Below are 871 nucleotides of genomic sequence, written 5' to 3' on the forward strand. Positions count from 1 at the left end.
CCCATAGCCAGGGCGACCGGGTGCGGACCGAGCTGCGCGCGCGCGGGGTGGCCAGCGTGGCGCTGACCCAGGAGAGCGTGTTCGCCAGCCGCGAGGCAGGCGAGCTGCTCGCGCTGCTGCACGCCTGGGCCGAGCCGGCCAACGAGGGCCGGCTGCGGCGCGCGCTTGCCACCGAGCTGGCCGGTCTGGATGCCGCACGGATCAAGGCCGAGCTGGAGAACGAGACGCGTTGGGAGCGCCAGCTGCTGAAGAACGCCGACGATCACCAACGCTGGCGCGAGCGCGGCTTCATGGCCGCCTGGCGGCATTATTTCGCCCGCGAGCGGGCGGCGGAGCGGCTGCTGCCCTTGCCTGACGGCGAGCGGCGGCTGACCAATCTGGGCCACCTGGCCGAGCTGATCCAGCAGGAGAGCGAGGGCCGCCAGGGCATGGCGCCGTTGTTGGCTTGGTTTGCCGCCCGTGTCGCTGATCCGCCGCGCGGCGAGGACGCGGTGCTGCGGCTGGAGAGCGATGCCGCGCTGGTCAAGATCGTCACTGTCCACACCTCCAAGGGTTTGCAGTACCCGGTGGTGTTCTGCCCTTTCCTGTGGAACGGCGCGCTGGAGCGGCGCGGCGCGGGCTTCTGGAGCTATCACGACGGCGACGAGCCGTGGCTGGCGCCGGAGGCGGCCGCCGACGACGGCATCCGTCAGACGGCCCGCAGCGAGATGCTGGCCGAGAAGCTGCGCCTGTTGTACGTGGCGCTGACCCGCGCCCAATACCGGCAGTACATCGCTTGGGGCTGGGTGCGGGAACTGAAGACCGCTGCGCTGTCCTGGCTGCTGCACGCGCCGGGCGCGCGCGACCTGGCGGCGCTGGACGCGCTGGAGCT

General features: G+C 72.0%; 1 protein-coding gene. It reads left to right on the forward strand.

What is annotated here, in order from left to right; translation table 11 throughout:
• Positions 1–871 (forward strand): 3'-5' exonuclease (locus tag LQR33_RS24145; RefSeq protein WP_331282880.1); only part of this gene is annotated, 871 nt, incomplete at both ends.

Origin of the sequence: Chromobacterium piscinae, from assembly GCF_021129175.1 — a bacterium.
GTDB lineage: Bacteria > Pseudomonadota > Gammaproteobacteria > Burkholderiales > Chromobacteriaceae > Chromobacterium > Chromobacterium piscinae.